Consider the following 22,836-nt stretch of genomic DNA (forward strand, 5'->3'; position numbering starts at 1 on the left):
TCAGCCCAAGCTACTCCTCGATCAGCGCGGCAGCGGCTTGCAGATGCTTGACCGCATCCGCGACGATCGACTCGATCAGCTGGGCACATGACGGCAGGTCGTCGAGAATCCCGGCCACCTGGCCCGACGCCAGTACCCCGGCCTCGGTATTGCCCTCGACCAGCCCCGCCCGCAACAACATCGGCGTGTTCGCGGCCATCAACACCTGAGACCACGTCAGGTCCTTGCCGTGCCGCATCGCCAGCCCGTCACGCACCATCGTGCGCCACGTCATGCCCGACATCTTCTTGAACTTGGCGGCATTACGCACTGCCGCGGCGAAACCCCTGACGCGCGAACCGCTTTCGAGCCGATCCACCAACGGTGTGCGCAGCACTCGGTGCGGCATGCCGTCGACGCGAGTGGACACCACCGTGCCGTCCAAGCCGGCCTGCAGGTAGCGCTGCTTGACGGCATCGGGCACGGTCGAGTCCGACGTCAGCAGGAATCGGGTGCCCATCGCCACTCCTGCGGCGCCGTAGGACAACGCGGCGGCCAGTCCGCGTCCGTCGAAGAATCCGCCCGCCGCGACCACCGGGATGTCGACAGCGTCAAGCACCGACGGCAACAGAAGCGTGGTGGCCACCGGCCCGGTGTGCCCGCCGCCCTCGCCGCCTTGCACGATCACCGCGTCAGCACCCCAGGAGGCCACCTTGCGGGCATGCTTGGCCGCCCCGACCGACGGGATCACCACGGCGCCGGCATCTTTGAGCCGCGCAATGAGCTCCTGGCGGGGCGCCAGCGCGAAGGAGGCCACCTTCACGCCTTCGCGGATCATCAACTCCACGCGGTCATCGGCGTCTGACGCATCGGCCCGGATATTGACACCGAACGGGCGGTCTGTCGCCGACTTCACTTTTCTGATCGCCGAGGCCAATTCGTCCAGCGTCATCGTTGCCGAGGCCAGAATGCCCAGGCCGCCGGCGTTCGCGGTCGCAGAGACCAGCCGTGCGCCCGCCACCCATCCCATGCCGGTCTGCACCACGGGATGCGCGATGCCGACCAGCTCAGTGAGCGGGGTGCGGATTCTCATACTCGTACTTCCTTGTCCCGCAACGACTTAGGATCGATGACGTTCTGGATCAAATCCAGCTCTTCAGCTGTGGGAAGCCGCGTCACGTCAGCCGAGTCCAAGCCGTGCACCTCGAACGAGGTCGCCTGCCGGACGTCGTCCGGTTCGACGCCCGGGTGCAGCGACACCGCGCGCATCGTGTGATCGGGACCGCCGAAGTCGAACACGCCGAGATTCGTCACCACGCGGCGCACATCCATGAACCGGAACGCCGGATTGCCCCGATCCAGTTTGTCGTAGCCGATTCCGCAGACCACGTCCACCGCGTCGCAGAACACGCGTGGTGAGTGGTTGCCCACCCAATAGCTGGTGGCGTGGTTGATCGTGTTGCCGGGAGCGCCCCGCACGCCGAACATCTGCCGCGTCGGATGCTGTAGTGGCCCGAACGCCGACAGGTTCTGGTTTCCATACCGGTCAATCTGGTTGGCGCCCATCACCACATAGCGTCGGCCCCACGCCAGCGTCTCGAAGACCCGGCCGAACGGCATCCAGCCCTCGACCGCGCCGGAGGCACCCAATGCGGGGGTGTCCTCCAACAGCAGCGCCTCGCCGTCGGTCAGCAGGATGTCGGGGGCGAACGTCAGGCGAGCCAGACGAGCCCCGACGGAAACCACGGTGGTCATCGGGCTCACCATGATCTCGCCGACGCCGCGGAACAAGTCCGCGCAGGCCGTCACGCACACTTCGGCGCGGCTGACGTGAATCACGATGCCTCCGTTGCGAATCGCCGCACTGCGGCCTGGTAGTCGTCCTCGCTGCCCGACAGATAGGTCCGCACGAAGGCGTCCCACGATTCGGGCGACTTCGCAGCTTCGGCGTAGTGCCGCTGAAATTTCTCGTCGCGACTGTAATCAGCTGCGCCAGTGGTGAAGTGAGCGCCGCCTGGTGCCTCCACCACCGCGTCGACCATCATCCGGTTGACGATCAGCGCCTGCCGCGGAACGGCCTTCACCAGTTCCTCGGTGGACACCACCTTCTCCACTGACAGGTAGCGCCGATCGGCGGCCATCAGGAACAGGTCATCGAAGTATGGGTCGACGCCGGTGTATGCCGCGTTGCCGCGGGCGTCGCCGAGGTTCAGGTGGACGAACGCCGCATCCAACCGCAAGGCCGGCATCGCGATCAACGTCTCGAACGACCCGTCTGCCAACGGGTACGGGGACGTTACGGTCTTGAGCTCGCCTTCCCAGAAGTCGGGCACCGAACTGCCCAGGCCCGCGCGAATCGGCAGGAACGGCAACCGCTGTGCGGCCGCCTGTAACCCGCAGCGCAGCATGCCTTCGTCCATTTCCCGCGCTTGGATCGCTCCGCTGGTGCGCGCCGCGGCGAACCACGGGTCGTAGAACGGCGGCGAATCCAGCGACACGAAGCCGTAGTACACCTGCCGGACCTTGCCGGCCGAGCACAGCAGTCCGATGTCCGGCCCGCCGTAGGTGACGACGGTCAAATCCTTGACGTCCGTGCGCAACAGAGCGCGAACGAAGGCCATTGGCTTGCGTCGCGAGCCCCAGCCGCCGATCCCGATCGTCATGCCGCTGCGCACCTGCGCAACCGCGTCGTCGAGGGTGGTGAGCTTATCCGTCACGCCTTCTTGCCCTTCGCCGTCCCCGCGAACGCGTCGCGGTGCTCGTCGGAGACGCCGGCGAGGTTGAGCTCGAACGTGAACCCCTGCTCCATCCGGTAGCTCGAGTTGACCCGTTGCACGTCAATGAAATTCAGCGCTTCCTTGGCGGCCCGGATCACGCGGGTGTCCTTGGCGGCGATGTCGCGGGCCACCTTCAGCGCTGCCTCGTCGAGCTGCTCGCGGGGCACTACCTCGTGCACGGATCCGAAGTGGTGCAGGGTCGCGGCGTCGACCGTGGCGGCGGTGTAGAACAACCGGCGCATCATGTGCTGCGGCACAAGCCGCGACAGGTGTGTCGCTGCGCCGAGCGCGCCACGTTCCACCTCAGGCAGCCCGAACGTCGCGTCCTCGGAGGCGATGATCACGTCGGCGTTGCCGACGAGGCCGATTCCGCCGCCGACGCAGAACCCGTTGACCGCCGCGATCACCGGCACCGCGCACTCGTACACCGCCCGGAACGCCGCAAAGCAGCCGCGATTGGCGTCGATCAATGCCGTGAACCCCTCGGTGTTCTGCATCTCTTTGATGTCGACACCGGCGTTGAAGCCACGGCCTTCGGCGCGCAGGATCACCACGTGGGTGTCGAGATCGTTGCCGGCGGCAGTCAGCGCATCGGCCAGTTCGAACCAGCCGCGGGAGGGAATCGCGTTGACCGGTGGGTAGTCGACGGTGACGGCGACGATGTCCGGCTCGACCGTGGCAGACGTGATGGTCATGGGGACTCTTCCTGGGGTCGCTACCTAAGCAAGCACTTGCTTGGTAAGCTAGCACAGTGACTCATCCCGGCCCAGCGGTTCCCCTCGATTTCGGGCTCGCCGGCCGGATCGTCCTCGTGACAGGTGGTGTCCGCGGCGTGGGCGCCGGCATCAGTGCCGTCTTCGCCGATCAGGGCGCAACTGTGGTGACCTGTGCGCGCCGCCCCGTCGAGGGATCGCCGTATGAATTCCTCGAGTGCGACGTGCGTGACCCCGATTCTGTCGGCCGGCTCGTCGAAGCGATCGTCGACCGTCATGGACGCCTCGACGTCGTCGTGAACAACGCCGGCGGATCGCCGTACGCCCTGGCCGCCGACGCGTCACCGAAGTTCCACGAGAAGATCATTGCGCTCAATCTGCTTGGCATGCTGCATGTTTCGCAACGTGCCAACGCCGTGATGCAGGACCAGGAGACTGGCGGCGCAATCGTGTCCGTGTCGAGCGTGAGCGGGCGTCGGCCATCGCCGGGCACTGCCGCCTACGGCGCGGCCAAGGCGGGCGTGGAAAGCCTGACCGCCACTTTGGCCGTTGAGTGGGCACCGAAGGTGCGCGTCAACGCGCTTGCGGTGGGCATGGTGGAAACCGAGCAGGTCGAGCTCTTCTACGGAGACGCGCAATCGCAGGCCGCGGTGTCGGCGACGGTGCCGCTCGGCCGGCTGGCCAAGCCCACTGAGATCGGTTGGGCAGCAGCATTTTTAGCGTCGGATGCGGCGTCTTACATCAGTGGTACGACGATGGCCGTGCACGGCGGTGGCGAACCACCGCCGTATCTGGCCGCCACCAGTGCGATCAAGTAAGGGAGTGAGTCAATGGGATTGGTCGACGGGCGCGTAGTCGTGGTGACGGGCGCCGGACGAGGAATCGGGCGGGCCCATGTGCTGGCGTTCGCCGCGGAGGGCGCCCGGGTGGTCGTCAACGACATAGGCGTAGCGCTCGACGGCTCTGCGGGAACCAGTCCCGCCCAGGAAGTGGTCGACGAGATCACCGCGGCGGGCGGAGAAGCCATTGCGAACAGTGACGACGTCGCCGACTGGTCCGGCGCTCAGAATCTGATCCGTACCGCGATCGAGGAGTTCGGCGGCCTCGACGTGCTGGTGAACAACGCGGGATTCATTCGCGACCGCATGCTGGCCAATACCAGTGAAGAAGAGTGGGACGCGGTGATCCGCGTGCACCTCAAGGGCCACTTCGCGCCGCTTCGCCACGCCGCCGAGTACTGGCGCGCGAAGTCGAAAGCCGGAGAGACCGTGGACGCCAGGGTGATCAACACCAGTTCCGGTGCTGGGCTTCAGGGCAGCGTCGGGCAAGGCAACTACTCGGCCGCCAAGGCCGGCATCGCCGCACTCACGCTGGTCGCCGCCGCCGAGATGGGCCGCTACGGCGTCACGGTCAACGCGATCGCACCCGCCGCGCGCACGCGCATGACCGAGAAGGTGTTCGCCGAAACAATGGCCAGGCCCGACGACGGCTTCGACGCGATGGCACCGGAAAACGTTTCGCCGCTTGTGGTTTGGCTCGGCAGTGCCGAATCACGCGACGTGACGGGCAAAGTCTTCGAGGTCGAGGGCGGATTGATCCGGGTTGCCGAAGGCTGGGCACACGGGCCGCAGGTGGACAAGGGCGCGCGTTGGGAACCGTCCGAACTCGGACCCGTCGTCGCCGACCTGCTAGCCAAGGCCAGGCCACCCGTGCCGGTGTACGGGGCCTGACACCGCGTCAGCGCGCGGGTTCACACACGACGATCGGAATGCGCCGATCGGTCCAGGATTGGTAATCCTCGAAGTCCGGATACATTTCGACGAGCTTGGGCCACAACGTTTCCCGCTCTTCGTCGGTGGCGTCGCGGGCCGTCATGTGCAGCACCTCGTCTTTGATCTGGACCGTGACCTTCGGATCCGCCTTGAGGTTCAGATACCAGAGCGGATGGCGGTCGGAGCCGCCGCGCGAAGCGACCACGATGACGCGGTCACCGTCGCGCAGATACAGCAGCGGGCTGACTCGCGGTTGTCCGGACTTGCGGCCGGTGGTGGTGAGCAGCGCGACCGGGGCCTTCTTGAACGTGCCGCCGAGCTTGCCTCCGCTGAGCTTGTAGACGGCCGCGTTTCCACGCGACATCCACTTGATGATGAAGTCGGTGACCGGGTGGTTCAGGTTGCGCGGCGCTGATTTCGGCATAGGCGTCATCTTATGCTGATGCGATGGTCGCCGTTTCCGACACCGATCGCATCGCCGCCGCGCAAGAGTACCTCGACGCGCTGGTGAGTCACGACGCCACGGCCGTCCCGTTCGCCGACGACTGCACCCGTATCGAGAACGGGATGAAGACGGGGTTCTCGGGAAAACACCTGCGCCGCAGCCTGACTCGCGGACTGCAGTACCGCGTCATCGCAGCCGCCACCGATCGGAACTTCACCGTGCGCGGCGACGAGGTGCACGCGACGTTCACGATCGTCACCAAAGCCGCTGTCGCCGGCCGCCGGGTAGTCGCCCACGTCGACGAGACGTTTCTGATCCCGTCTGCCGACGGCAAGATCCACCACATCCGCGCGAGAGTGACGCCGGCCCTTCGTCGAGAGTGACGTTTTGCAGGCCTCCACTCGTACTTTGTCTGCAAAACGTCGCTCTCGAAGCCCGGCGTTAGATCCGCTCGATGATCGTGCCGGTGGACAGCGCACCACCGGCGCACATCGTGATCAGCGCGGTCGACTTGTCCGAGCGCTCGAGCTCGTGCAGCGCGGTGGTGATCAAGCGGCTGCCCGTCGATCCCACCGGATGGCCCAACGCGATTGCGCCGCCGTTGACGTTCACCCGGGTCATGTCCGGGTTGTGCACGCGCGCCCACGACAGCACCACCGACGCGAACGCCTCGTTGATTTCGACGATGTCGATGTCGCCGATCTTCATGCCGGCCTTCTCCAGCACCTTGGCCGTCGACTGCACCGGGCCGTCGAGGTGGTAGTAGGGCTCCGCGCCGACCAAAGCCTGCGAAACGATGCGTGCACGCGGCGTGAAGCCGAGCGCGCGGGCCTTGTCCTCGTCCATCCACAGCACCGCGGCCGCGCCGTCGGAGATCTGCGACGACGTGCCCGCCGTGTGAATACCGCCGTCCAGCACGGGATTCAATGACGCCAGCCCCTCCAGCGTGGTGTCGCGCAGACCCTGGTCACGGCTCACCAGGTGCCGCTCCGTTGTCGGCTGTTTGTTCTCGTCGAGCACCGGCGCCTCGATCGGGCTGATCTCCCGGTCGAACCGGCCCTCGGCCCACGCCTGCTTGGCTTTGCGCTGCGACTCGAATCCGAACTCGTCGACGTCTTCGCGAGTGATGCCGCGCCGCTTGGCAATCCGCTCCGCCGCCTCGAACTGGTTGGGCATGTCGATGTCCCATGACGCCGCACGGATCAGCGATCGGTCGGGGCCGGCATTGGCGCCAAGCCCGACGCGGCTCATCGCCTCGATGCCGCACGCGATGCCGACGTCGATGGCGCCGGCCGCGATCAGCCCGGCAATCAGGTGGTTGGCCTGCTGGCCGCTGCCGCACTGACAGTCGACGGTGGTGGCGCCCACCTCCTCGGGCAGGCCGGCGGTCAGCCAGCCCACGCGGGTGATGTTGTTCGACTGCTCGGCGAACTGCGTGACGCAGCCGCCGATGACCTGCTCCACCTCGCCCGCGTCGATGCCGGCCTTTTCGACGAGCGCCTTTTGCACAGCGCCCAGCAACTCGGTGGCATGGAGTCCAGACAGCCACCCATTGCGCTTTCCAATCGGGCTGCGGGTGGCTTCGACGATGACAGGGTTACCCATTCCGCCAGGCTAGAACACGTTTCATTAGAATGCCAAGCCGCCTTGCAACGGTGCCTTTGATCTGCGTATGAGGCGTGTTTCAATGGCACTAGAACACGTTGCAGTAAGGAGTGCGGATGTCCTGCCCCAACCTGCCCCCCAACTTCGACTTCCTCGACCCGGATGTCAACGTCAAGGGGCTTCCCGTCGCTGAGCTGGCCGAACTTCGCAAGGCGGAGCCTGTCCACTGGGTCGAGGTGCCGGGCGGCACCGGTGGCTTCCGGGACGCCGGCTATTGGGCAGTCACCAAGCACAAAGACGTCAAGGAGGTGTCGCTGCGCAGCGACGTCTTCTCGAGCTGGCAGAACGGGGCGATCCCCGTCTGGCCTCAGGAGATGACGCGCGAGGCGATCGACCTGCAGCGCAACGTCCTGCTCAACATGGACGCCCCGCACCACACCCGGCTGCGCAAGATCATCTCTCGCGGGTTCACACCGCGGGCGATCGGCCGACTGCGCGATGAGCTCGATCGCCGTGCGCAGAACATCGCGAGGGCCGCGGCCGCGCAGGGGTCCGGCGACTTCGTCGAGCAGGTCTCGTGTGAGCTGCCGCTGCAGGCGATCGCCGAATTGCTGGGCGTACCGCAGGAGGACCGGGACAAGATCTTCCGCTGGTCCAACGAGATGACCGGCAACGAGGACCCCGAGTACGCCCACATCGATCCCGCGCAGTCGTCGGCCGAGCTGATCATGTACGCGATGAAGATGGCCGAGGAACGTAGCAAAAACCCGGGCGACGACATCGTCACCAAGCTGATCGAGGCCGACATCGACGGAGAGAAGCTCTCCGACGACGAATTCGGCTTCTTCGTCGTCATGCTTTCGGTGGCCGGTAACGAGACCACCCGCAACTCCATCACCCACGGCATGATCGCGTTCTCGCAGAACCCGGACCAGTGGGAGCTGTACAAACGGGAGCGCCCCGAAACCGCGGCCGACGAGATCGTGCGCTGGGCAACCCCGGTGACCGCGTTCCAGCGCACCGCGCTCGAGGACACCGAGCTGTCCGGGGTGCAGATCAAGAAGGGGCAGCGGGTCGTGATGTTCTACCGCTCAGCCAATTTCGACGAAGAAGTGTTCGAAAACCCGCATCAATTCGACATCTTGCGCCAGCCCAACCCGCATGTCGGCTTCGGCGGTACCGGCGCGCACTACTGCATCGGCGCGAACCTGGCCAAGATGACGATCAACCTGATCTTCAACGCGGTCGCCGACCACATGCCCGATCTGAAGCCGCTGTCCGCGCCGGACCGGCTGCGGTCCGGCTGGCTCAACGGGATCAAGCACTGGCAGGTCGACTACACGGGTAAGTGCCCGGTGGATCACACGGCCGCCGGCGCGTCGCCGACGCACACGGGCGCCGTCTGATGGACTTCACGCTCGAACCCGCCCAGCAGGCGGTGGTCGACGTCGTCAGCGCTATCCTGGACCGCGAAAACAGTTGGGATGCACTGATTTCCGGCGGCGTGACGGCGCTGGCCGTGCCCGAGCGTCTCGGCGGCGACGGGGTGGGCCTGGCTGAGGTGGCGACGGCCCTTACCGAGATCGGCCGCCACGGCACCATCAGTCCCGCACTGGCGACGCTCGGCCTGGCGGTGGTGCCGCTGCTCGACCTCGCCTCCGACGCGCAGCAGGACCGGTACCTGGCCGGTGTTGCGGAAGGCGCCTTGCTCACCGCGGCGCTCAACGAGCCGGGCGCGGCACTGCCGGACCGGCCGGCGACCACGTTCGCCAACAACAAGTTGAGCGGCACCAAAATCGGTGTGCCGTACGCAGAACAGGCCGACTGGATGATCGTGACGACCGACAGCAGGGTGGTCGTGGTGTCACCGAAGGCCGAGGGTGTCGAGCTGGTCGAGACGCGGACGTCCAACGGCAGCGACGAGTATGTGGTCACGTTCTCCGACGTCGCGGTCGCATCCGAAGACGTTCTGGAGGGCGCGGCTGTGCAGCGCTTGAACCAGTTGGCGCTGGCGATGATCGGCGCGTACGCGGCCGGTCTGGTCGCCGGGGCGCTGCGGCTCACCGCCGACTACGTCGGAACCCGTCAGCAATTCGGCAAGCCGCTGTCGACGTTCCAGACCGTCGCCGCGCAGTTGGCAGAGGTGTACATCGCTTCACGCACCATCGATTTGGCGTCGACGTCGGTGGCCTGGCGGCTGTCCGAGGGGCGTGACGCCGACGACGACCTCGCTGTGCTCGGTTACTGGCTGACTTCTCAGGCGCCGCGGGTCATGCAAATCTGTCACCACCTGCACGGCGGGATGGGTATGGACATCACCTACCCGATGCCGCGGTACTACTCGACGATCAAGGACCTGACCCGCTTGCTGGGCGGCCCGTCGCATCGTCTCGATGTCCTTTCGGGTCTGGAAAGCGTGGGAGCGTAATGTTCGTCGACCTGACTCCCGAGCAGCGGCAGCTGCAAGCCGAACTGCGGCAATACTTCTCGAATCTCATTTCGCCGGAAGAGCGCGAGGAGATGGAGAATGACCGGCACGGTAAGGCCTACCGCGCCGTGATCCGCCGGATGGGCCAGGACGGCAAGCTCGGCGTCGGGTGGCCGAAAGAGTTCGGCGGCTTGGGTTTTGGGCCCATCGAACAGCAGATCTTCGTCAACGAGGCGCAGCGTGCCGATGTGCCGCTGCCGGCCGTGACGTTGCAGACGGTGGGACCCACGCTGCAGGTGTACGGCAGCGAGGCGCAGAAGAAGAAGTTCCTGCCCGCTATCCTCGCCGGCGAGGTTCATTTCGCGATCGGCTACACCGAGCCCGAGGCCGGCACCGACTTGGCGTCGCTGCGCACCACCGCTGTTCGCCAAGGCGACGAGTACATCGTCAATGGTCAGAAGATCTTCACCACCGGCGCCCACGATGCCGACTACATCTGGCTGGCTTGCCGGACCGATCCGGATGCGGTGAAGCACAAGGGCATTTCGATCCTGATCGTCGACACCAAGGATCCCGGTTACTCCTGGACGCCGATCATCCTGTCCGACGGCGCCCACCACACCAACGCGACCTATTACAACGACGTGCGCGTCCCGGTCGACATGTTGGTGGGCGAGGAGAACGGTGGCTGGCGGCTCATCACCACCCAGCTCAACAACGAGCGGGTGATGCTGGGGCCGGCCGGCAAGTTCGCCGGCATCTACGACCGCGTGCATGCCTGGGCGGCCAAACCCGGCGGTGACGGAGTCACGCCGATCGACCACGACGACGTGCGGCGCGCGCTCGCCGAGATTCGCGCGACCTGGCGTATCAACGAGTTGCTGAACTGGCAGGTGGCTGCGGCGGGCGAGACCATCGACGTGGCCGATGCGGCAGCGACGAAAGTGTTTGCCACAGAACGTATTCAATACATCGGACGGCTCGCCGAGGAGATCGTCGGCAAGTACGGCAACCCCGCCGAGCCCGACACCGCGGATCTGCTCTATTGGCTGGACCAGCAGACCAAGCGCAACCTGGTGATCACGTTCGGCGGAGGCGTGAACGAAGTGATGAGAGAAATGATCGCGGCGTCGGGCTTGAAGGTGCCGAGGGTTCCGAGGTGAGCGGGCACGAGGACATCGCGGCGGCTGTCGAACAGGTCAAAGCCTCGGGGCGCAGCAAGCCGCGCGTCGCCCGCGACCCGGTGAACCAGCCGATGATCAATAACTGGGTCGAGGCGATCGGCGACCGCAACCCCATCTACGTCGACGAGCAGGCAGCTCGGGCGGCCGGTCATCCGGGGATCGTGGCCCCGCCGGCCATGATTCAGGTCTGGACGATGTTCGGTCTGGGCGGGCAGCGTCCCGACGACGACCCGCTGGGCCGCATCATCAACTTGTTCGACGACGCCGGCTACGTCGGTGTGGTGGCCACCAATTGCGAGCAGACCTACCACCGCTACCTGCAGCCCGGTGAACGGGTCAGTGTCACCGCCGAGCTGACAGACGTGATCGGGCCGAAGCGAACCGCGCTGGGCGAGGGCTACTTCATCAACCAGCGGATCACCTGGCAGGTCGGTGACGAGGACGTCGCCGAAATGAATTGGCGCATCCTCAAATTCCGCCCCAAGGACCGCGACCGGGCCAGCGAGGTGCCTGAGGACCTGGACCCCGATGCGTTGATGCGCCCGGCGGTGTCACGCGACACCCAGTTCTTCTGGGACGGCGTCAAGGAGCACGAACTTCGCATCCAGCGCAAGCCCGACGGCACTTTGCAGCACCCGCCGCTGCCTGCGGTGTGGCAGGACAAAGAGGCACCCACCGACTACGTCGTCGCGAGCGGCAAGGGAACCGTGTTCAGCTTCGTGGTGCACCATGCCCCCAAGGTCCCGGGCCGGACGCTTCCGTTCGTCATCGCGCTTGTCGAACTCGAGGAAGGAGTGCGGATGCTCGGCGAGCTGCGCAACGTCGACCCGTCGGCGGTGGAAGTCGGAATGCCCGTGCGCGCAACGTATCTCGATTTTCCGGCCAGCGATGCCGGGCCGGCGTGGACGCTGTACGCGTGGGAGCCGGCCGCATGAGTGCGCCAACTGTGGAAGTCGGCACCAGGCTGCCGGAGCTGAAGCTCTACGGCGACCCCACCTTCATCATCTCGACCGCGCTGGCGACGCGGGATTTCCAGGACGTCCACCACGACCGCGACAAGGCGCAGGCCAAGGGCTCGAAGGACATCTTCGTCAACATCCTCACCGACACCGGACTGGTGGAGCGGTTCGTCACGGACTGGGCCGGCCCGTCGGCGTTGGTCAAGTCGATCAGCCTGCGGCTGGGTGTGCCGTGGTACGCCTACGACACCGTGACGTTCTCCGGTGAGGTGACAGCGGTGGAAGACGGGCTGGTCACCGTTAAGGTGTTGGGCCGCAACAGCTTAGGCGACCACGTGATCGCGACCGTCAAGTTGGCTGTAGGAGGAGCGTGATGTCCCCCGCAAGCGGGCGGTCCCCCCTGTCCCGGCAAGCGGCGATCGTCGGGATCGGCGCCACCGACTTCTCCAAGAACTCGGGACGCAGCGAATTGCGATTGGCGGCAGAGGCGGTGCTCGACGCGCTCGACGACGCCGGGCTGACGCCTGCAGACGTCGACGGGCTGACGACGTTCACGATGGATTCCAACACCGAGGTTGCCGTCGCCCGCGCGACGGGAATGGGTGAGCTGACGTTCTTTTCGAAGATCCACTACGGCGGCGGCGCCGCATGCGCGACCGTGCAGCAGGCCGCGATGGCCGTCGCAACCGGCGTCGCCGACGTCGTGGTGGCCTACCGGGCGTTCAACGAGCGCTCCGGCATGCGGTTCGGGCAGGTGCAGACCCGGCTGACCGAAAACGCCGATTCCACCGGAGTGGACAATTCGTTCTCCTACCCGCACGGTCTGTCGACGCCGGCAGCACAGGTGGCAATGATCGCCAAGCGCTACATGCACTTGTCGGGGGCCACCAGCCGCGACTTCGGTGCGATCTCCGTGGCCGACCGCAAGCATGCGGCCAAGAACCCCAAGGCGTACTTCTACCAGAAGCCGATCACCATCGAGGATCACCAGAACTCGCGGTGGATCGCCGAGCCGCTGCGGCTGCTGGATTGTTGCCAGGAGACCGACGGTGCGGTGGCGATCGTGGTGACGTCTTTGGATCGGGCGAAGGACCTCAAGCATCGACCTGCAGTGATCGAGGCGGCCGCTCAAGGCTCCAGCCCCGACCAGTACACGATGGTCAGTTACTACCGCGACGAACTCGACGGCCTGCCGGAGATGGGCTTGGTGGGGCGACAGCTGTGGCAGCAGTCCGGGCTGAAGCCCGCCGACATCCAAACGGCGATCCTCTACGACCACTTCACGCCGTTCACGCTGATTCAGCTGGAGGAGTTGGGGTTCTGCGGCTGGGGCGAAGCCAAGGACTTCATCGCCGACGGCGCAATCGAAATCGGCGGCCGACTGCCGATCAACACCCACGGCGGCCAGCTCGGTGAGGCCTACATCCATGGCATGAACGGCATCGCGGAGGGCGTGCGCCAATTACGCGGCACCTCGGTCAACCAGGTGCCAGATGTCGAGCACGTTCTCGTCACCGCGGGCACGGGCGTGCCCACCTCCGGCCTGATCCTGGGTTAATTCAGCAACATTTCGCACCGCTTGAGGCAGTGCTACGTGTCCGTTGCCGCGAGCACATCCTCAATTGCTGGGATCCGTAGCGAGCGGACTCAGCTGGCGGGCTGCCCGCATTGCGCTCACAGGCAATTTCAAGATCAATCCCCATGTAAGTCCCTTACCTGCGGCTTTATGAGTGTTTGCCAGTGTGCAACGGAATCCGTAACGCGATCCTGACAGTAGCGTCAATAGGTTTGCTGGTGATCAAATCGTGATTCGCTGAACTCGATCGTTTGTGATGCTTGACACAAGACTCAGCAAAGCCATATCGTTTGCTCAGCAGTTACCGGGGGGCTCTCACCGGAGGGCCACAGACCAAGGGTTAGGGGCCGTCGAAATGCTCACAGGCAGGGCCGATGCAAGGCGCCGACGGTCACTACCCGGTCGGGCGCCGCCGATGCGTCACTGATTTGCTCGGCGCTCATCACAGAGCAACGCAAATTGATCTGGCATCCGCCAACTGTTTCTCGTCCGTTATCGAAGCCGGCCGAATCCCGGCTTAGTCAAGGCTGCTCACATTAAGGCAAAAGGAGCTACCACAATGAGCAAGCACCGGATCGCACGCAAGCACATCACCCTGACCCGCGCCCTCGGCGGCGGCCTGGTCGTCGGTGGACTGACCCTCGGCGGCGTCGCGCTGTCGACCGCGGCCGCCCCGATCGAAGCCAACGCCGCCTGCGGCAACGGGATCTCGGCGTTCAGCAACACCGGTTCGAACAGCCCGAACACGTTCAACATCGGCTCGGGCAACAACTTCAACTTCCAGGGCAGCGGCCTCGGGGCCAACCTCAACGGCGGTCAGCGTTCACGCACCGGAAACAACAGCAGCACCACCACCGGCAGCGGGACGACCTGCGTCGCCGCCAACCCGAACCCGTTCTCGTTCCCGAGCTTCGGATTCGCCAACAACACGGGGTCGAACAGCCCGAACACGGTGAACTTCTTGTCCGGCAACAACATCAACACTCAGTTCAGTGTGTTCGGTGCGAACGGGAACCTGGGCGGCCAGCGGTCCAACACCGGCAACAACACCAGCACCACAACTGACAGCCCGACCACTGTCGGTTCGGTCGCTGCGGGAGCCGCCGGCTGATCGGCTGAGACTCGCTTCCTGACGAGGGGGCAGGAGCGACCCACACTGGGCCGTCGGCACCATGCCGGCGGCCCAGTGCGTTGTGCGACAGCCGCGGCGCAGCTCCGGCAGGCCTCAAGCCGGGCCGTCGGTGAAAGTGCTTATGCCGGAACCAGTTCCACGCCGGAGAGGACCGGCTCGTCGTCGCGCGTGGGCGCGGTGACGACGGCGACCAGTCGGTCGTCCTCCTCCCAGATCCGCGCGCGCAGCATCTCGCCGGGAAACACCACGCCGGCGAAACGGGCGCCGTAGGACCGCACCCGGCCGACATCGCTGTCCAGGCACGCGTCGACGATCGCCTTGCACGCAATGCCGTATGTGCACAAACCGTGCAGGATCGGTCGCGGAAAACCCGCTGCCGCGGCAAATTCGGGATCGGAATGCAGTGGATTGCGGTCGCCGCAGAGCCGATACAGCAACGCCTGCTGCGGCAGCGTCGGCAGCGGGATCTCCTGATCAGCTGGCCGGTCCGGCGGCGCGGACGACAGCGACGGACCGCGTTCGCCGCCGAAACCGCCCTCGCCGCGGGCGAAGATGGACCGTGTGGTGCTCCACAGCGGCGTGCCGTCGAGGGTAGTGACCGTCGACTCGGTCAGGATCACCGCGGCTTTGCCCTTGTCCCAGATGTCGACGACGCGGCTGGTGCTGCGGGCTGTGCCGGATGGCGGCAGCGGGCCGGCGACGGTCACCGATTCGGCGCCGTGCAGGATCTTGGCGAGCTCGATGTCGATGCCCGGGAACGGCACGGTCGGCGGCTCGGTGAGATGAAAGCTCTGGGCGACATTGCCGAACGTCGGCAGCACCTGCGGGGTGTTATCTACCAGATAACTCAACTCACGTGGGTTCATCGGGTCCGCGCCGGCGCCCAGCGCAAGGTGGTACAGCTGCACATCGCTACTGGTCCAGCTGAATTCGGCCGGTGGCAGTTCCGCGCCGATGGCAACAGACGGATCGATCGGCATCTCAGTCCTTTCCGGCGATGTGCCGTGCGGCCAGGTACCCGAACGTCATCGCCGGACCGATCGTGCCACCCGGTCCCGGATAGGTGTGACCCATCACCGGCGCGCTGACGTTCCCGGCGGCATACAGGCCCGGGATGACGCTGCCGTCGTCGCGCAACGCACGGCCGTGCACGTCGGTGCGGATGCCGCCTTTGGTGCCGAGGTCGCCCGGCACCATCTTGGCCGCGTAGTACGGCGGGTGGCTGATCTCGCCGAGGTTGGGATTCGGCTTGTTGGTCGGGTCGCCGTAGTAGCGGTCGTAGGCGCTTTCCCCACGGTGATAGTCCTCGTCGACTCCGGACCGCGCGAACCCGTTGAACCGTTCGACCGTCGCTTTCAGGGCGTCGGCCGGCAACCCGGCCTTCTGTGCCAACTCGTCGAGGGTATCGGCGGTCACAATGACACCCGACTCGAGCCACTTCTTCGGGATGCGTTGTCCGGGTTGCAACCCCGCAAAGATGTAGCGATCGCGGTAGCGCTGGTCGAACACCAGCCAAGCGGGCACGTTCTCACCGGGGCCGGGCCCTTGCCCGTACTCGCCGCCGTACATGTGGTGGCATGCCTCGACATACGGCATCGACTCGTTCATGAACCGCTTGCCGGCCATGTTGACGATGATCGAGCCCGGCGAATTGCGTTCGGACAACGCGAACCACGGCGCACCGACCAGCGGCACCGTCGGCCCCCACCAGGCGTCTTCCATCAATTCCAGTGCTGCACCGAGCTTTTCGGCCGCCAGGATGCCGTCGCCAGTGTTCGCCTTCGCGCCCACGGTCCACTCGGTTGAGATCGGTGCCCGCTGGTATTTGACTCGCATCTGTTCGTTGTGCTCGAAGCCGCCGCAGCCGAGGATCACCCCGCGTCGCGCCCGGATGAGTTGCGGATCTGCGCTTTCGGGGGCAGTAGTGTCGCGGACATACACGCCGCGCACCACACCGTCCTCGACGTACAACTCGGTCAGCGCCGTGTTGAGCAGCACGGGCACACCGGCGTCGCGCAGCCCGATCCGCAGCGGCGCAATGAGCGCGCGTCCCATTCCGACCAGGTTCTTGCCCGTCGCTTTGGCCCACATGGTCCGAGCGCCGACCTTCAGGCTGCGCAGCACACCGCGCGGGTGGCGCTTCAACAGGTTGAGTCGCACGTAATCCTGCTGCATCACAACGACATTCATCGGAACTTTGCCGTACGGTGGCTCGAGATATGGCTCGTCGGGGCCCAGCTTGCGCGCGTCGAACGGCTTCGGCTCGATCGAGCGGCCGCCTGGACGTCCACCGGGAGCCTCCGGGTAGTAGTCCGAATAGCCGGGTACCCAGCACATCTTCAGCGGCGTGTGCTTGAGCACGAACGACAACATCTCCGGCGCTCGGTCCAGGTATGTGTCGATGCGTTCGGGCTCGACGACGTCGCCGATGATCGTGTGCAGATATGTGCGGGCGGCTTCGGGCGTATCGGTGACGCCGTCGCGCTTGAGCACCTCGTTGTTGGGGATCCAGACGCCTCCGCCGGATCGAGCGGTGGAGCCGCCAAAGTGGGGCGCCTTCTCGATCACCACGGCCGACAAGCCCTCGTGGGCGGCGGTGAGCGCGGCTACCATGCCCGCAGCGCCGCTTCCCACGACGACGACGTCGTACTCCTGATCGGTCATACTAGAACACGTTATAGAATTGGCCCGGCTGGGCGCCACCGACCCCGCCGATCGACCAAAGGGGCGACCAGAAGATGCTCAGCGCGCAACGGCGTGACGAACTGGCTGCCGACCTGGCTGAAGCAGAGCGCAGCCGGGTCCCCATAGCGCCGCTGACGGACCGAAACCCCACGATAGACGTGGTGGACGCCTATGAGATCCAGCTGATCAACATCCGCCGGCGCGTCGCTGAAGGGGCGCGCGTGGTCGGCCACAAGGTAGGCCTGTCGAGCAAGGCGATGCAGCAGATGATGGGCGTCGACGAACCCGACTACGGGCATTTGCTTGACGAGATGGAGGTCTTCGAAGACAAGCCCGTCAAGGCGACCGGATACCTGTACCCCCGGGTGGAGGTCGAAGTCGGCTTCATTCTCGCCGAGGACCTGCCCGGTGCCGGATGCACCGAAGACGACGTACTGGCCGCCACCGAAGCGTTCGCACCGGCGATCGAGCTGATCGACACCCGTATCACGGACTGGAAGATCAAGCTATGCGACACCATCGCCGACAACGCGTCGTCGGCCGGGTTCGTGCTCGGCGCTCAGCGGGTGTCGCCCGGCGACATCGACATCAAGAACATCGACGCGGTGCTCACCCGCAACGGTGAAGTGGTGGCCAAAGGCCGCAGCGACGCGGTGCTGGGCAATCCGGTGACCGCGGTGGCGTGGCTGGCTCGCAAGGTGGAGAGTTTTGGTGTGCGACTGCGCAAGGGTGACATCGTGTTGCCGGGGTCGTGCACCCGCGCGATCGATGCCCGGCCCGGTGACCAGTTCGTCGCCGAGTTCGACGGGCTGGGGTCCGTGCGATTGAGTTTCGAATAGGAGTGCCCATGGCCAAAGCAAGCGTCGCAATCGTCGGCTCCGGCAATATCAGCACTGATCTGATGTACAAGTTGCTGCGCTCGGAGTGGCTGGAGCCGCGGTGGATGGTGGGCATCGACCCGGACAGCGAAGGCCTCAAGCGCGCCCGCGGGCTGGGCCTGGAGACCACCCATGAGGGGGTGGATTGGCTGCTGGCCCGAGACGAGAAACCGGATTTGCTGTTCGAGGCCACCTCGGCCTACGTGCATAAGGCGGCCGCGCCCAAGTACGCCGAAGCGGGTATCCGCGCGATTGATCTGACGCCGGCTGCGGTGGGCCCGGCGGTGATTCCGCCGGCGAATCTTCGCGAGCATCTCGATGCGCCGAACGTCAATATGATCACCTGCGGTGGGCAGGCGACGATTCCGATCGTCTACGCAGTCTCGCGGGTGGTGGATGTGCCGTATGCCGAGATCGTGGCGTCGGTGGCGTCGAAGTCGGCCGGGCCCGGAACACGCGCGAACATCGACGAGTTCACCAAGACCACCAAGCGTGGTGTGGAGGTGATCGGCGGTGCGCAGCGGGGCAAGGCGATCATCATCCTCAATCCCGCTGAGCCGCCAATGATCATGCGCGACACCATCTTTTGCGCGATTCCCGACGATGCGGACACCGATGCGATCGCGCAGTCGATTCACGACGTGGTCGCCGAGGTGCAGACCTATGTGCCGGGCTACCGGTTGCTCAACGAGCCGCAGTTCGACCCGCCGTCACTGAACTCCGGCGGTCAAGCGCTGGTCACCACCTTCATCGAAGTGGAAGGCGCGGGGGACTATCTGCCGCCGTACGCGGGCAACCTCGACATCATGACGGCGGCGGCGACGAAAGTGGGCGAGGAGATCGCCAAGGAGCTGCTGTCCACACCGGCCCGAGGAGGCCAAGCATGAGCACCGATGTCTTCTTCAACCCGATTTGGGACATCCGGATCACCGACACGTCGCTGCGTGACGGCAGCCACCACAAGCGGCACCAGTTCACCAAGGAGGAGGTGCGCTCGATCGTCGCCGCGCTGGATGCTGCTGGTGTGCCGGTGATCGAGGTGACGCACGGCGACGGGCTGGGCGGTTCGTCGTTCAACTACGGCTTCTCCAAGACGCCCGAACAGGAATTGATCAAGCTGGCCGCCGAGACGGCCAAGGACGCCAAGATCGCGTTTCTGATGCTTCCGGGGGTGGGCACCAAGGAAGACATCATCGAGGCGCAGGACAACGGCGGGTCGATCTGCCGCATCGCCACGCACTGCACCGAAGCCGACGTGTCGATCCAGCATTTCGGCTTGGCCCGCGAGCGGGGCCTGGAGACTGTCGGCTTTTTGATGATGGCGCATACGATCCCGCCTGAGGCGCTGGCCAAACAGGCCCGCATCATGGCTGACGCGGGATGTCAGTGCGTGTATGTCGTCGACTCCGCCGGTGCGTTGGTGTTGGAGGGAGTGCGCGACCGGGTTGCCGCGCTGGTGGCCGAGCTGGGTGATGACGCCCAGGTGGGTTTCCACGGTCACGAGAACCTGGGGCTGGGTGTGGCGAACTCGGTGGAGGCGGTGCGCGCGGGCGCCAAGCAGATCGACGGGTCGTGCCGGCGGTTCGGCGCCGGCGCGGGCAATGCCCCGGTGGAGGCGCTGATCGGGGTGTTCGACAAGATCGGCGTCAAGACCGGCATCGACTTCTTCGAGATCGCCGACGCCGCCGAAGACGTCGTGCGTCCCGCGATGCCCGCCGAATGCCTGCTCGACCGCAATGCCTTGATCATGGGGTACTCGGGGGTGTACTCGAGCTTCCTCAAGCACGCGATCCGCCAGGCCGAGCGCTACGGCGTGCCCGCCCACCAGCTGTTGCACCGCGCAGGGCAGCGCAAACTCATCGGCGGCCAAGAAGACCAACTCATCGACATCGCCCTCGAAATCAAGCGCGAGCAGGCTGTCTAGTCCTTCCGCGAGCGCGCGTGTCTGTACGCCGACACACCGAGACGGGCCGTACCGCAGCGCACCTTCGCGGCTGATGAGCGTGCGGTCCGTCAGCGGCGCGCGGACCCGGTCATGGGGCCCGGGTTAGCGGCTTCGAGCAGACAGATCACCGTGCTCGGCGCGGGCCCTGCCGTCGGCGCGAACGTCGTGCGGTCCTGATTGGAGTCCACCAGGTAGGTGATCGCAAACCCGCCGACATCGGGTGACTGCCCGGTGTAGGCCGCGAACTCGTTGCGGCACTTGGGGTTTGCCACTTCAGGCACTGCCGCGTCGACGGTCAGCGGTCCGCGGAAGTACACCTCTGCCTGATGTGGTGTCGCACAGTCGACCACTGTCACCGCGACGACGCTCGGGTCGTTCGGCGGCGGATCGGCAAGACAGTCGCCGACGTCGAGGTCAATCCACTTCTTGGACTGCGCCTTTGGCGGAGTGACCACCGTGGACGTGGGCGACGTGGTCGACCTGGTTGGGCTAGGCGGCGTCGTGGCGGGTGTCTCGGCGGAGTGTGCGCACGCGGTCAGCACGACGCCCACCGTGATCAGAGTGATCAGGCTGGGTGAACATCGAAAGGCGGACATCGCGGACACGGACGCAGGGTAACGCCGGGCGATCACCCGTCGTAGAGCAGCTCGGTCGGTGCTCAGAAGGGTTTGACTCCGCCGAGTTGCGCGGTCAGCGCGTCGGCGGCGGCGACCAACCCGCGCGCCCGCTCGGTGATCTCTGCGTCGGTGAGTGCCCGGCCGATGTGCAGGGAAGCGACCATCGCCTGCCGCCGGTGGTGGTCGAACACCGGGGCGGAGATCACGCTGATTTCGTGGCGCTGCCGTCGGCCAGGGTTCTCACTGCGCAAGTAGACCCGTTCACCGATATCGGACACGATCTCGCCGAGCAACGCGCGAAGTTCGTCGGGCAAGCTGTTCGACACCCCAGCCATCAGCGCATACAGCCGCTGCCCGCTGGGCGTCAGTCGCTCGACCAGATAGCCGTCCGCTCGGCATTCGGCGATCACCCGCTGCAGCCGTTCGGTGTCGGTGCGCAGCGGAATGGTCGGTTCCTTGGCCAGCCAGTCGTGGACGGCTTCGTCGTCCCAGAGCACGAACATCAACCCCACCGGCGGCGCGAACGGATAGCTCTGCCCCACTTCGACGCCCACCCGCGCGCCCGGCGGGCTCACCAGTTCCAGCAGCGTGATCCGATCGTCGACCACCGCCGACAACGCTGCGGTCGTCCCGAATCGTCTTGACAGGCGGCGCAATTCGTCACGTGCGGCAGGGCTGACCCGCATGGCCTCTTGTGCGCGGTGACCGAGAGTGATCAGCGCCGGGCCCAGCCGGTATGTCTTGTCTCGTTCGTCTCTGATCAAGTAGCCGGCCTCTGTCAACGTCGCGACCATACCGAGACAGGTGGGCTTGCTCAGCTGCACCCGCCGGGCCAGTTCCGAGACGCCGAATCGGTCCTGCGGATGGCGCGACAAGAAGTCGAGCATGCGCACCACCCGTTCGGTCGGTGGCGACGCCCGCCCGGTCGCCTCAGCAGTAGGTCGGTCCATATATGGACCGTACCGGATCAATATGTTGACGCGAAGTTGGAACACGTTCTAGTCTCAGGCCGGTGTACACCGACCCGTTGACCGAAGCGATCGCCGAGGCGGAAAAGCTCGTCGCGGCCGCGCCTCACATCGAGACAGAAGCCGACCTCCTCGAAGGTCTGCAATATCTCGCGCAAGGAATCGCCGCGTGCACGCACGTGTCGTTCCACTACGACCGCGATCACCCGTTCTTCCTCAGCGGCACAGGGCCATTCACGAAGATGGGTCTGGACAACCCGGACACGCTGTATTTCGGAACGCGTGTACAAGCCGGTCACGAGTACGTCGTTTCCGGAGTGCGTGGCACAACGACAGATCTGAGTTTCCAGCTGCTCGGCGGTGAATACACCGACGAAGGTGTGCCGGTCAGCGAGGCGGCGTTCGACGATCGCGAGCTCGACATCGCGTCCGACGGCAGCTTCGAATGGCGCTTCACGCCGAAGACGCCGGCGCAGCTGGTGGTGCGCGAGGTGTACGGCGACTGGTCGCAACGGCGCGGCACGATTGCGATCAAGCGGGTCGACACCGCGGGCACCGCGCCGCCGCCGCTGACCCGCGAGGCGATCGAAAAGCGCTATGCCACAGCAGGCAAGCAGCTGGTGAACCGAATCAAGACCTGGCTGCAGTTCCCGCAGTGGTTCTACTTGAACCTGCCCGTCAACACCCTGACGCCGCCGCGGCTGACGCCCGGTGGTTTGGCGACACAGTATTCCTCGGTGGGGCACTTCGACTTGACGTCAGAGCAGGCACTGCTGATCACGATCCCGGTGTCCGACGCGCCTTACCTCGGTTTCCAGCTCGGCAGCATGTGGTACATCTCGCTGGACTACATCAACCACCAGACCTCGCTGAATGGCACTCAGGCGCAGGCGGATCCGGACGGAAAGATCCGGATCGTCGTCGCCGACCGCAAACCCGGTGTCACGAATTGGGTGGAGACGCTCGGGCACCGCAGAGGCTTTCTCCAGTTCCGATGGCAGCGGGTGTCGCGGGAACTCACCGAGGCCGACGGGCCCACCGCCGAAGTGGTGAACGTCGACGACGTGCCGGCGGCGTTGCCGTACTACGAGCACAACAAGATTTCCGACGAAGAGTGGCGCGCGCGGATTGCCCAGCGGCAGCACGCAATCGCCACGAGAATGCTGGGGTGAG

24 protein-coding genes are annotated in these 22,836 nt (G+C 65.6%); 14 read left to right on the forward strand and 10 right to left on the reverse strand.

The features are described 5' to 3' along the window. Window positions 1-10: 10 nt before the first annotated feature. From ipdC to echA20, 4 genes are read right to left on the reverse strand one after another with little or no spacing between them, the layout of a single operon-like run. Window positions 11-1,072 carry a (3aS,4S,5R,7aS)-5-hydroxy-7a-methyl-1-oxo-octahydro-1H-indene-4-carboxyl-CoA dehydrogenase gene (gene ipdC / locus AC5Y39_RS18620; RefSeq protein ID WP_500020718.1) on the reverse strand — a complete coding sequence of 354 codons (1,062 nt, stop codon included), beginning with the start codon at window positions 1,070-1,072 and terminating at the stop codon, window positions 11-13. Next, the gene (gene ipdB / locus AC5Y39_RS18625; RefSeq protein ID WP_500020864.1) at window positions 1,069-1,815 is read right to left on the reverse strand and encodes a cholesterol ring-cleaving hydrolase subunit IpdB; all 747 of its coding nucleotides are present in this window, start codon (window positions 1,813-1,815) and stop codon (window positions 1,069-1,071) included. Before ipdB ends, ipdC begins: the two co-directional genes overlap by 4 nt. Beyond that, window positions 1,815-2,696, reverse strand: a complete 882-nt coding sequence (ipdA, locus tag AC5Y39_RS18630; RefSeq protein WP_500020716.1) for a cholesterol ring-cleaving hydrolase subunit IpdA — start codon at window positions 2,694-2,696, stop codon at window positions 1,815-1,817. The genes ipdB and ipdA overlap by 1 nt, the downstream gene beginning before the upstream one ends. Then, window positions 2,693-3,451 (reverse strand): (7aS)-7a-methyl-1,5-dioxo-2,3,5,6,7,7a-hexahydro-1H-indene-carboxyl-CoA hydrolase, encoded by a 759-nt coding sequence (gene echA20 / locus AC5Y39_RS18635; protein ID WP_500020714.1) that lies wholly within the window; start codon window positions 3,449-3,451, stop codon window positions 2,693-2,695. The genes ipdA and echA20 overlap by 4 nt, the downstream gene beginning before the upstream one ends. A 56-nt stretch (window positions 3,452-3,507) precedes the next feature. Here echA20 and AC5Y39_RS18640 point away from each other — a divergent pair, with 56 nt between their 5' ends. Beyond that, a complete protein-coding gene (locus AC5Y39_RS18640) occupies window positions 3,508-4,287 on the forward strand; it encodes an SDR family oxidoreductase (RefSeq protein WP_500020713.1) in 780 nt (259 codons plus the stop codon). A gap of 12 nt (window positions 4,288-4,299) precedes the next feature. Beyond that, complete coding sequence (locus tag AC5Y39_RS18645; RefSeq protein WP_500020711.1) at window positions 4,300-5,199, forward strand: SDR family oxidoreductase; 900 nt, start codon at window positions 4,300-4,302, stop codon at window positions 5,197-5,199. A gap of 7 nt (window positions 5,200-5,206) precedes the next feature. On the opposite strand, the gene AC5Y39_RS18650 is transcribed toward AC5Y39_RS18645, so the two are convergent. After that, window positions 5,207-5,665: a nitroreductase family deazaflavin-dependent oxidoreductase gene (locus AC5Y39_RS18650; RefSeq protein ID WP_500020709.1), complete on the reverse strand. Its 459-nt coding sequence runs from the start codon at window positions 5,663-5,665 to the stop codon at window positions 5,207-5,209. Between the two features lie 23 nt (window positions 5,666-5,688). Between AC5Y39_RS18650 and AC5Y39_RS18655 the strand changes: the two genes are divergently transcribed. Then, a complete protein-coding gene (locus tag AC5Y39_RS18655) occupies window positions 5,689-6,069 on the forward strand; it encodes a DUF8021 domain-containing protein (protein ID WP_500020706.1) in 381 nt (126 codons plus the stop codon). Between the two features lie 58 nt (window positions 6,070-6,127). Here the strand turns inward: AC5Y39_RS18655 and AC5Y39_RS18660 are convergent, their stop codons facing one another. After that, window positions 6,128-7,291: a steroid 3-ketoacyl-CoA thiolase gene (locus AC5Y39_RS18660; protein WP_500020704.1), complete on the reverse strand. Its 1,164-nt coding sequence runs from the start codon at window positions 7,289-7,291 to the stop codon at window positions 6,128-6,130. A gap of 116 nt (window positions 7,292-7,407) precedes the next feature. Here AC5Y39_RS18660 and AC5Y39_RS18665 point away from each other — a divergent pair, with 116 nt between their 5' ends. The 7 genes from AC5Y39_RS18665 (at window position 7,408) to AC5Y39_RS18695 (ending at window position 14,549) form a co-directional block, all read left to right on the forward strand. Beyond that, window positions 7,408-8,697, forward strand: coding sequence for a cytochrome P450 (locus tag AC5Y39_RS18665; RefSeq protein WP_500020702.1), 1,290 nt, complete (start codon window positions 7,408-7,410; stop codon window positions 8,695-8,697). Further along, window positions 8,697-9,719 carry an acyl-CoA dehydrogenase family protein gene (locus tag AC5Y39_RS18670; protein ID WP_500020700.1) on the forward strand — a complete coding sequence of 341 codons (1,023 nt, stop codon included), beginning with the start codon at window positions 8,697-8,699 and terminating at the stop codon, window positions 9,717-9,719. Before AC5Y39_RS18665 ends, AC5Y39_RS18670 begins: the two co-directional genes overlap by 1 nt. Further along, window positions 9,719-10,882, forward strand: a complete 1,164-nt coding sequence (fadE29, locus tag AC5Y39_RS18675) for an acyl-CoA dehydrogenase FadE29 (protein WP_500020698.1) — start codon at window positions 9,719-9,721, stop codon at window positions 10,880-10,882. The genes AC5Y39_RS18670 and fadE29 overlap by 1 nt, the downstream gene beginning before the upstream one ends. Further along, window positions 10,879-11,838: a bifunctional MaoC family dehydratase N-terminal/OB-fold nucleic acid binding domain-containing protein gene (locus AC5Y39_RS18680; RefSeq protein ID WP_500020696.1), complete on the forward strand. Its 960-nt coding sequence runs from the start codon at window positions 10,879-10,881 to the stop codon at window positions 11,836-11,838. Before fadE29 ends, AC5Y39_RS18680 begins: the two co-directional genes overlap by 4 nt. Further along, on the forward strand, window positions 11,835-12,236 hold the full coding sequence (locus AC5Y39_RS18685; RefSeq protein ID WP_500020694.1) for a MaoC family dehydratase: 402 nt from the start codon (window positions 11,835-11,837) through the stop codon (window positions 12,234-12,236). The genes AC5Y39_RS18680 and AC5Y39_RS18685 overlap by 4 nt, the downstream gene beginning before the upstream one ends. Beyond that, window positions 12,236-13,420, forward strand: a complete 1,185-nt coding sequence (gene ltp2, locus AC5Y39_RS18690; RefSeq protein ID WP_500020692.1) for a 17-hydroxy-3-oxo-4-pregnene-20-carboxyl-CoA lyase — start codon at window positions 12,236-12,238, stop codon at window positions 13,418-13,420. The genes AC5Y39_RS18685 and ltp2 overlap by 1 nt, the downstream gene beginning before the upstream one ends. Before the next feature lie 577 nt (window positions 13,421-13,997). Further along, window positions 13,998-14,549, forward strand: a complete 552-nt coding sequence (locus tag AC5Y39_RS18695) for a hypothetical protein (protein WP_500020690.1) — start codon at window positions 13,998-14,000, stop codon at window positions 14,547-14,549. A 140-nt stretch (window positions 14,550-14,689) separates the two neighbouring features. Here the strand turns inward: AC5Y39_RS18695 and chsH3 are convergent, their stop codons facing one another. Next, window positions 14,690-15,550 (reverse strand): enoyl-CoA hydratase ChsH3, encoded by an 861-nt coding sequence (chsH3, locus tag AC5Y39_RS18700; protein ID WP_500020688.1) that lies wholly within the window; start codon window positions 15,548-15,550, stop codon window positions 14,690-14,692. Between the two features lies 1 nt (window position 15,551). Beyond that, window positions 15,552-17,234 (reverse strand): 3-oxosteroid 1-dehydrogenase, encoded by a 1,683-nt coding sequence (gene kstD, locus AC5Y39_RS18705; protein WP_500020686.1) that lies wholly within the window; start codon window positions 17,232-17,234, stop codon window positions 15,552-15,554. 74 nt (window positions 17,235-17,308) lie between these two features. Between kstD and AC5Y39_RS18710 the strand changes: the two genes are divergently transcribed. Genes AC5Y39_RS18710 through dmpG form a run of 3 tightly spaced genes read left to right on the forward strand, consistent with a single transcriptional unit; the run spans window position 17,309 to window position 20,057 of the window. Beyond that, window positions 17,309-18,094 (forward strand): 2-keto-4-pentenoate hydratase, encoded by a 786-nt coding sequence (locus tag AC5Y39_RS18710; RefSeq protein WP_500020684.1) that lies wholly within the window; start codon window positions 17,309-17,311, stop codon window positions 18,092-18,094. An 8-nt stretch (window positions 18,095-18,102) separates the two neighbouring features. Continuing rightward, a complete protein-coding gene (locus AC5Y39_RS18715) occupies window positions 18,103-19,020 on the forward strand; it encodes an acetaldehyde dehydrogenase (acetylating) (protein WP_500020682.1) in 918 nt (305 codons plus the stop codon). Further along, on the forward strand, window positions 19,017-20,057 hold the full coding sequence (gene dmpG / locus AC5Y39_RS18720; protein ID WP_500020680.1) for a 4-hydroxy-2-oxovalerate aldolase: 1,041 nt from the start codon (window positions 19,017-19,019) through the stop codon (window positions 20,055-20,057). Before AC5Y39_RS18715 ends, dmpG begins: the two co-directional genes overlap by 4 nt. An 89-nt stretch (window positions 20,058-20,146) precedes the next feature. Here the strand turns inward: dmpG and AC5Y39_RS18725 are convergent, their stop codons facing one another. Both AC5Y39_RS18725 and AC5Y39_RS18730 read right to left on the reverse strand, forming a co-directional pair. Beyond that, the gene (locus AC5Y39_RS18725; protein ID WP_500020862.1) at window positions 20,147-20,674 is read right to left on the reverse strand and encodes a hypothetical protein; all 528 of its coding nucleotides are present in this window, start codon (window positions 20,672-20,674) and stop codon (window positions 20,147-20,149) included. 62 nt (window positions 20,675-20,736) lie between these two features. Beyond that, window positions 20,737-21,645 carry an IclR family transcriptional regulator gene (locus AC5Y39_RS18730; protein WP_500020678.1) on the reverse strand — a complete coding sequence of 303 codons (909 nt, stop codon included), beginning with the start codon at window positions 21,643-21,645 and terminating at the stop codon, window positions 20,737-20,739. 62 nt (window positions 21,646-21,707) lie between these two features. Between AC5Y39_RS18730 and AC5Y39_RS18735 the strand changes: the two genes are divergently transcribed. Then, the gene (locus tag AC5Y39_RS18735) at window positions 21,708-22,835 is read left to right on the forward strand and encodes a hypothetical protein (protein ID WP_500020676.1); all 1,128 of its coding nucleotides are present in this window, start codon (window positions 21,708-21,710) and stop codon (window positions 22,833-22,835) included. Window position 22,836 lies beyond the last annotated feature (1 nt).

The sequence above is a fragment of the Mycobacterium sp. NGS39 genome, from assembly GCF_059812765.1.